The organism is Mitsuaria sp. TWR114, assembly GCF_007997345.1.
This window is the reverse complement of the sequence record NZ_VOSR01000483.1, coordinates 1-7,724: the sequence shown is the minus strand read 5'-3', so window position 1 is coordinate 7,724 and position 7,724 is coordinate 1. Positions and strand designations below refer to the sequence as shown.

The 7,724-nt window shown below is 70.8% G+C and carries 9 protein-coding genes and 1 pseudogene; 2 read left to right on the top strand and 8 right to left on the bottom strand.

All coding sequences use genetic code 11. From position 1 onward, the window contains the following. The 8 genes from FUT87_RS17275 to FUT87_RS17250 form a co-directional block, all read right to left on the bottom strand. The coding region (locus tag FUT87_RS17275) for an archaeosortase/exosortase family protein (RefSeq protein ID WP_404935415.1) at positions 1-254 on the bottom strand (254 nt) is incomplete at its 3' end. A gap of 121 nt (positions 255-375) precedes the next feature. Further along, positions 376-1,299 (bottom strand): polysaccharide biosynthesis tyrosine autokinase, encoded by a 924-nt coding sequence (locus FUT87_RS17270; RefSeq protein ID WP_091721508.1) that lies wholly within the window; start codon positions 1,297-1,299, stop codon positions 376-378. Further along, entirely contained in the window at positions 1,299-1,868 is a 570-nt protein-coding gene (locus tag FUT87_RS30850) for a GNVR domain-containing protein (protein WP_255511894.1), read from the bottom strand. The genes FUT87_RS17270 and FUT87_RS30850 overlap by 1 nt, the downstream gene beginning before the upstream one ends. After that, positions 1,865-2,713: a Wzz/FepE/Etk N-terminal domain-containing protein gene (locus FUT87_RS30845; RefSeq protein WP_255511893.1), complete on the bottom strand. Its 849-nt coding sequence runs from the start codon at positions 2,711-2,713 to the stop codon at positions 1,865-1,867. Before FUT87_RS30845 ends, FUT87_RS30850 begins: the two co-directional genes overlap by 4 nt. A 41-nt stretch (positions 2,714-2,754) precedes the next feature. Further along, positions 2,755-3,630, bottom strand: a complete 876-nt coding sequence (gene epsE / locus FUT87_RS17260) for a polysaccharide export protein EpsE (RefSeq protein WP_147241812.1) — start codon at positions 3,628-3,630, stop codon at positions 2,755-2,757. After that, the gene (locus tag FUT87_RS30840) at positions 3,630-4,025 is read right to left on the bottom strand and encodes a hypothetical protein (protein ID WP_255511892.1); all 396 of its coding nucleotides are present in this window, start codon (positions 4,023-4,025) and stop codon (positions 3,630-3,632) included. Before FUT87_RS30840 ends, epsE begins: the two co-directional genes overlap by 1 nt. Next, positions 3,968-4,732, bottom strand: a complete 765-nt coding sequence (locus tag FUT87_RS30835; protein WP_255511891.1) for an EpsD family peptidyl-prolyl cis-trans isomerase — start codon at positions 4,730-4,732, stop codon at positions 3,968-3,970. The genes FUT87_RS30840 and FUT87_RS30835 overlap by 58 nt, the downstream gene beginning before the upstream one ends. A 202-nt stretch (positions 4,733-4,934) precedes the next feature. Further along, positions 4,935-5,930, bottom strand: a complete 996-nt coding sequence (locus tag FUT87_RS17250) for an AraC family transcriptional regulator (protein WP_255511890.1) — start codon at positions 5,928-5,930, stop codon at positions 4,935-4,937. Positions 5,931-6,072: 142 nt separating this feature from the next. Between FUT87_RS17250 and FUT87_RS17245 the strand changes: the two genes are divergently transcribed. Both FUT87_RS17245 and FUT87_RS17240 read left to right on the top strand, forming a co-directional pair. After that, a complete protein-coding gene (locus tag FUT87_RS17245) occupies positions 6,073-7,305 on the top strand; it encodes an MFS transporter (protein ID WP_147241810.1) in 1,233 nt (410 codons plus the stop codon). Positions 7,306-7,338: 33 nt separating this feature from the next. Next, positions 7,339-7,724: pseudogene (locus tag FUT87_RS17240) on the top strand (NADP-dependent oxidoreductase); the annotation flags it as partial.

Here is a 7,724-nt window from a genome sequence, read left to right as displayed (position 1 = left end):
GGCCGCGGACGGAAGGACTGGCCCTGGCGCGCCATGCGCCGGGTCTGGAAATAGAAGTACCAGGCCGACAGCGCCAGCACGATCGGGCCGTGGGAATTGCGGTCGCCACGCCACGGGCCGCGCATGAAGTCGACGATCGTCGGCACGTAGAGCGCGACCAGGCCGATCGCCAGCGCGATCAGCGCGATCCGGTTGGCGGCCCAGAAGGCCGCGCCCGGGTGACCCGGCGCGCCGGGGAGGACGTTCTGCGACATGGTGTTCACTGCGATCCCTGCTGCTGATTCCGGACATGCGGCGGCGTGGCCTCGCGGCCGTGCCGGTGGTCGATGCTCGCGGCTCTGGCGGCCGCTGTGCCGTCTCGCCCGGGGCCCGGTGTCAGTACTGGTTCATCACGGTGCCCACGAGGGTCGTGGACACCCCGTCCAGGCTGTCGGTGAGGTCCTGCAGCGCGCTCACCCGCGACTGGTTCTGGCGCGCCAGGACCAGTGCCGCGCCGCAGCGCGACGCGACGATGGCCGCGTCCGCGCCGTACCGGCTCGCGGAGGTGTCCACCAGGACGTAATCGAACTTGCCCGCCAGCTCCCGCATCAGCATGCCGAACGCGGGGCGCTCGAGCAGCTCCACCGGGTTGGGCGGGACCGCCCCCACCGGCAGGATGAACAGGCTGTTCATGCCCTCCACCTGCTGGATCACGCGCGGCTCGCTGCGCCCGGACAGGATCGAGGACAGCCCGGCCTGGTTGCTGACGTCGAAGATCTCGTGCTGCCGCGGCCGGCGCAGGTCGGCGTCCACCAGCAGCGTGCGGCCGCCCAGCTGCGCCAGCGTCACCGCCAGGTTGGCGGTGAAGTAGCTCTTCCCGTCCAGCGTGTCGGGGCTGATCACCGCCAGCGCGCGGCGCGGTTCGCCCTCGCGATAGAGCCGCATCGTGATCTGGCTGCGGATGCCGCGGAAGACTTCCGACTGCGACGAGAACGGCTGGTTCAGGGCCACCAGTTCCGGGCTGCGGGTCTTGCGCTCGTTCGGGGCGTAGGGGTAATGGAACTGCTTGGACAGCGCCTCCAGCACGTCCTCGGCGTTCGCGTAGCCCAGCGCCACGGCGGCCTCGCCGAAGCGGATGCCGCGCTCGCGCTGGTACTGCAGCACGCGCTCGACCTGGTCGGCGCTGAGGTTGCGGGTCTCGGCGATGATCGCGCCGATCGAGCGGTCGTGCACGCCGGCGCCGCTGCCGGAAGGCTTGTTCAGAGGTCCGTCCACGGGTTTGCTTTGCGCCAGGGGAATGGGTTCCTTGAGGTCCGACATCAGGCGGCTCCTCGACTCGCGGCGCCGGGTGCGCCAAGTAGTCGCCGCTCGGCGGACGGCAGCGCCTGCGCGCGCTTGCCCGGCGCGGGCAGCACGCCCAGCATCGGCAGCGGCAGCACGGCCATGACGTCGTCGGCGTCGCGCACCTTGCGGTCACGCAGTTCCAGCAGCAGCGCCAGGCCGATCGCCAGCACCAGGCCGGCCACGAAGGCCAGCGCCGTGTTCAGCGCCACGCGCGGCGAGGCGGGCTTGAGCGGCGGCGTCGCCTCGGCGAGCAGGTTCACGTTGCTCTGCGTCGACTGGCTCTCCAGGCTGGTCTGCGTCAGCCGGGTCGTGATGTTCTCGTAGGCGCGCTGGGCGCTCTCGACCTCGCGCATCAGGCCGCTGGCCTCGTCGCGCGCTTCCTTCAGCTTGATGACCTTGGCGCGCTGCGCCTCCAACTGCGCGCGGGTCTCGGCCTCGCGCTGGCTGTTGATGGTGCTGGTCACCGCCACCGAGCCGGTCACGCGGCGGATTTCGGCGTTGAGCTTGGCGCGGGTGTCGGCCACCGAGGCCTTGGCCTCGATCACCTGGGGATGGTTGTCGCCGTAGCGCGTGCTGAGCTGCTGCAGGTTGCCTCGGCACGGCTGACGTCGGCCTTGAGCTGCGACACCACCGGGTTGGCCAGCACGTCGGGCAGCTGGTCGCCGCCGCGCGCGGCCTGGCCGGAGCGGCTGCGCGACTCGGTCGCCAGCGAGGACAGCGCCACCAGCTGCGAGGACAGCTCGTTCAGGCGCGCGTTCTCGACGTCCAGGCGCTCGTCGGAGGCCAGGATGCCGTGCTCGCGTTCATAGGCGGAGAGCTTGGTGCGCGCCTGCTCCAGCCGGTCCAGCGCCGCCTTGGCCTGCTGGTCGAAGTAGCCGGCGTACTGCCGCGCGGGTTCGACGCGCAGGTCCAGCGTGGTGGCGATGTAGGCCTTGACGAAGGCATTGGCCATCTGCGCGGCGACCTGGGCCGACGGCGACCGGTAGTTGACCGTCAGCACGTTGCTTTCCTTGGAGGGCTTGACCTCCATGTTGGCCTGCAGGAAGGTGGCGACCCATTGCTCCATCGAGCCCTCGGCGCCCTGCGCCTGCCATTGCTCGCGCAACTCGGGCAGCTCGGTCAGGCGCAGGTCGCGCACGACGCGCAGCGCGACGCGATCGCTGGCGATCACGTCGACCTGCGTGTTCATGTAGGCCGGCGAGGCCATGCCGGGATAGATCAGGGCCGACACCGGGTCGGGCTTGGCGTCAACGACCACCGAGGCGCTGGCCAGGTAGCGCTTGGGCAGCACGAGGCTCACCCCGAGCGCCGTCAGCGTGGTCACCACGACCACCAGCAGCACCAGCTGCCAGCGGGCCAGGATGATCGACATCAATTTGCTGGGCGTCACCATGCACTCCTTCACCGGGACGGGTGCCCGGGGTTACTGCGTCAGAACAGGCTCTCGCGGACGAAGATCACGTCGCCGTCCTTGAGCGGCTCGTCCATGCCGGGCTTGATCTCCTGGACCTTGCCCGACGCATCCTTGCGGTGCACGCGGATGCCGCGGTCGGTGCCGCGCAGCGTCAGGCCACCGCCGGCGGCCAGGCCCTGCAGCAGCGTCATGCCGCGCTCCAGGCGGATCTGGCCGGGCTTCTGGACCTCGCCGTAGATGTAGATCATCGGGAAGCGCTCGACCCACAGCACGTCGCCGTTGAGCACCACCACGTCCTGCTCGCGGCCGTTGGGGCCGAACAGCGTCGGCAGGTCGACCTCGAGACGGAAGGGCTTGCCGCCGCGCTGGCCGGTCAGCACCAGCAGGTCGCCACCCGCGGGCGAGACGCCGCGCGCGTTGGCCAGCAGGTCGGTCAGGCGGGTGTCGGCGACTTCCAGCGGATAACGCCCCGGCTGGTTCACCTGGCCCAGCACGCTGGCCTGGTTGCCGGTGACCTTGAGCACCAGGATCGTCACCTGCGGCTGCTTGACGAAGTTGCCCTTGCGCAGGCCCTCGGCGATGCGGCTCTCGGCGTCGCTGACGGACAGGCCGCCGATGCGCACCACGCCCAGCAGCGGGAAGCTGATCGTGCCCGCCTCGGACACGCGCGTCTCCAGCGTCATGTCCGGGTTCTGGAACACGCTGATCTTGATCGCGTCGCCCGATCCCAGGCGGTATTCGGCGGCGGCGCCGGTGGACAGGCCGGTCGGCGCCGGCGCGTTGCCGGGACGGGCGGGCGTCTGGGCGACGGCGCCGGTGGCGAGCGAGACCGCCAGCACGGCCGAGACGGCCGTCGAGACGAGCGGGAGGATCGGGAAGCGACGCGTGTTCATCATTTGATGCCGAGGCCCTTGGCGAGTTCGTTGTTGTCCACCGGGCCGCTGGCGCCGGTGGGGCTGTCGGACGCGGCGGGCGCTGGGGCCGCCGCGGGCGGGGTGCCGGCGGGCGCGGAGGCCGCGGCCTCGGCGAACTTGCCGACGTATTCGATCTTGGCGTTGTCGCGCATGGACTTGATGTCCTTGGCGACCAGCTCGGCGCGGCGCTGGTTCAGCAGGAACATCTCGATCGACGCGCGCGCCTGCGCCTCGGTCGCGGGCTGGCGCTGCGAGCCGGCGAGGAACAGCACGGTGAGGCCGTTGGGATGGCCGTTCATGATGAACTGGCCGTCCTTCAGGCGCGCGATGGCGTCGAGGTTGTTGAGCGGGATCTGCTCGGCCGAGCGCACCATCTGCGAGCCGACGAACTTGAAGTTGTCGGCCTTGAGCGCTTCGAGGAATTCGGGGAGGGTCTTGGCACCCTGCAGCTTCGCGCGGATCGATTCGAATTGATCGGCTTCGCCTCGATGTTGATTTCCTGCAAGTTGTAGATACGACGCTCGGCAAAAAGTGCCGGCTTGTCGTTGTAGTACTGCTTGATTTCCTGGTCGGTCGGCTTGGTCACCGTCTCACCCAGATGGTCAGCATAGGCCCTGGCGATGATCTCCCGCTTGGCGGTTTCGATCTGTTGCACCACCCGCGGATCGCGATCGAGCTTGAGGTCCTGGGCCTTCTGCACCGCCAGTTCCTGGTCGATCAGGCGCTCCAGGATCTGGCGCGACGCCGCGTCCACCTGCTCGGGCTTGATGTTGGGCTGGCGCTGCAGCACGAAGTTGATCTGGTGGACGGTGATCTCTTCCTTGTTCACCTTGGCCGCGGTCTGCGAGGCCTTCGCGCCGCTGCCGCCGCCGCAGGCGGTGAGCAGGATTGCGGCAAGAACGGCGGTGAAAAACGCGCCGACCGGAGCGGCGCGTCGCGCTGGAATACCGTGGACCCGAGTCCGCTTCACATGCATGTTTCGACCTTGTTTGTTGTGTCTGTCCCGCAGGCCTGTCGAGGGCGGCCAGCGGGCGCTCGCGAGCGGCGAGTGTAGCCCTGCACCATGACGGAACTGCCTCATTCCAGGGGGTCTGGACGCTCATCCCGGGTTCGCAGGGGTCCATAGCAAGAATGGGTCCCGCCCTCGTCGCCATCGGCCTTCCGGCCCCCGCAAACAAGGGGGAGATGACCCGCAAAAACGCGGAGCGGCCGTCTTTGCAACCGCTTGAAAAACGCGCTTGAAAATGCAGGCCGCGCTTCACGCGGGCCTCACATCGCGGCGATCAGGTCGCGGCGCTCGCCGCGCTGCGCCGCAGCGAGCCGGGCGGGTGCCCGACGATGCGCTTGAAGGCGCGGCTGAAGGAGGCTTCCGAGTCGTAGCCGAGCCGGTCGGCCGCCACCGCCACGCGCATTCCTTCGTGCGCGATCCAGCGGCGCGCCTGGAACATCTTGACCTTGGCCACGTATCTGGCGGGGCTCTCGCCGACGGTGCGGGTGAAGGCCTCGGCGAAGCGCGAGCGCGAGGCGCCCATCAGCCCGGCCAGCTCGGGCACGCGCCAGTCGCGCTCCGGCTCGGCATGGATGGCCGCGATGACCTTGCCGATGCTGGGACACTGCACCGCGGCGATCCAGCCGCTGGCGTCGTTGCAGGCGCACTCGACCCAGGCGCGGATGATGCTGGCGGCCAGCACGTCGGCCATGCGCGCCAGGATGCCGCAGGCGCCGATGCGGTCCATCGCCACCTCGCGCTCCATGGCCTCCAGCAGCGCGGGCACGGTCGGGTCGCGGCGCGCCAGGTCGTTGGCGCGCATCGCGTCCGGCATCATCGCCAGCAGCGGATGCAGCGGGTCCAGGTTGAAGCGCATCGCGCCGCAGAACATCACGTCGACCGGCTCGGCGGACGGCATCGCCTTGGCCGCGGCCTCGGCCTCGGCGCCCACCAGGTAGATGTCGTCGGCGACGGCGCGGCGTGACAGCGAATCGATCTCCACCGTCGGCAGGTCCGGCGCGCTCGCCAGCACATGCGCGCTGCCGCGCGGCAGCAGCACCGCGTCGCCGGCATTGAGCCGCACCCATTCGGTGCTGCCGCCGGTCTTCAGCCAGCAACCGCCGCGCGCGACGAAATGGAAGCGCGCCTCGGCCCGCGCCGGAAAGGCGACGGCCCAGGGCGCGCGCAGCAGGCAGCGGCCGTACTCGACGCCTTCCAGCCGCAAGCCCAGCAGGATCTGCGTCAGCAGGTCGGCCGGCTTGAGCGGCGTGGGCGGCAGCGACCCGGTCACGGGAACGTGAACCGGGGCATGACGGGGGGCATGGACGGCGGCAGCGCTGGAGGATTCGTCAAGCATTTCGGCTCTTCCGTCATGGAAACGCCGGGATGCTATCCGTAAGCTGAAAGCCATTGCCACTGACCTGTCTTCCGCCGTGACTTCCCACTGCACCGACTGCCTCGACGCCCGCCCGCCGGTTTCTCCGGCGGCGGCCCCTTCACCCGCCCTTCCCGACGACGGCCACGCCCATTGGAGCGCCATCGCCTCGCTGACGCTGGGCGTCTTCGGCCTGGTTACCGCCGAGTTCCTGCCCGCGAGCCTGCTGACGGCGATGGCCGCCGACCTCGGCATCAGCGCCGGCGCGGCCGGCCAGACGGTCACGGCCACGGCACTGGTGGGCGCCGTCGCGGCGCCGTCCATCCCGCTGCTGACGCGGCGTTTCGACCGGCGCGCGGTCATGGTCGCGCTGACGCTGCTGCTGGTGCTGTCCAACCTGCTGGCGGTGACCGCGTCCTCGCTGGGCGTGCTGCTGGCCGCCCGGGTGATCCTGGGCGTGGCGCTGGGCGGCTTCTGGTCGATGGCCGCGGCGCTGGCGATGCGGCTGGTGCCCGAGCGCCTGTTCGCCCGCGCGATGTCGGTGATCCTGGCCGGCGTCTCGGTGGCGACCGTCTGCGCCGCGCCGCTGGGCGCCTGGATGGGCGAGGTCTGGGGCTGGCGCAGCGCCTTCGTCGCCGCCGGCGCGCTCAGCCTGGTGACGCTGGCGACGCAGGTCGCGACGCTGCCGGCGCTGCCGCCCAAGGACAACCCGGACCTGCGCGTGCTCGGCGAGCTGCTGACGCGACCCGGCGTGCGGGTGGCGCTGCTGGCGGTGCTGCTGGTGATCTCCGGCCACTTCGCCGGCTTCACCTACATCCGGCCGCTGATGGAGAACGTCACCCACCTGCCGGTGTCCGCGATCACGGCGATCCTGCTGGGCTACGGCATCGGCGGCTTCTTCGGCAACCTGGCCGGCGGCGTCCTGGCCGAGCGCAGCGAGCGGCGCGCGATCGTCGCGGGCGGCAGCCTGATCGTGGTGCTCGCCGCCAGCCTGCTGCTGGCCGGATCGTCGACCTGGGTCACCGCGGTGGCGGTGGTGCTGTGGGGCTTCGCCTTCGGCGCCTTCCCGGTGGGCTTCCAGACCTGGATCGTGCGCGCCGCGCCGGACCAGGCCGAGGGCGCCGGCGGCCTGCTGGTCGCCGCGTTCCAGATCGCCATCGCCAGCGGCGCGATCGGCGGCGGCATGCTGGTCGACCACATCGGCGCGCTCGGCGGACCGAGCTTCGCCGCCGCCACGATCACGCTCGGCACCCTGCTCACGCTGCGTCACGGCCCCCGCGCCACCGTCTGAACGACGTCCTCACCCCCCTTGAAGGAATCCCGCATGACCACGCCCGTCAACCGCCGCATCGTGCTCGCCGCCCGCCCCGCCGGGCGCCCGGTGCCGGAGGACTTCCGCCTCGAGACCGTGCCCGTGCCGGCCCCCGGCGCGGGACAGGTGCTGCTGCGCACGTTGTCCCTGTCGCTCGACCCGTACATGCGCAACCTGATGGAGGAGATCGGCCCCGGCTACGCGCCGCCGATCGGGCTGGGCGAAGTGCTGGTCGGCGGCACCGTCAGCCGCGTGGTCGAGTCCCGCCATCCGGACTGGCGCGCCGGTGAACTGGTCCTGGCGAACGGTGGCTGGCAGGACTACGCGCTGTCGGACGGCCAGGACCTGGTGCCGCTGGGCGACATCAGCCGGCCCTCGCTGGCGCTGGGCGCGGCGGG

Coding starts and splice junctions, on each gene's coding strand:
- FUT87_RS17270 (WP_091721508.1), bottom strand. CDS start 1,299: ATGTCGGACCTCAAGGAACCCATTCCCCTGGCGCAAAGCAAACCCGTG.
- epsE (WP_147241812.1), bottom strand. CDS start 3,630: ATGAACACGCGTCGCTTCCCGATCCTCCCGCTCGTCTCGACGGCCGTC.
- FUT87_RS30840 (WP_255511892.1), bottom strand. CDS start 4,025: ATGGTGCGCTCGGCCGAGCAGATCCCGCTCAACAACCTCGACGCCATC.
- FUT87_RS30835 (WP_255511891.1), bottom strand. CDS start 4,732: ATGAGGCAGTTCCGTCATGGTGCAGGGCTACACTCGCCGCTCGCGAGC.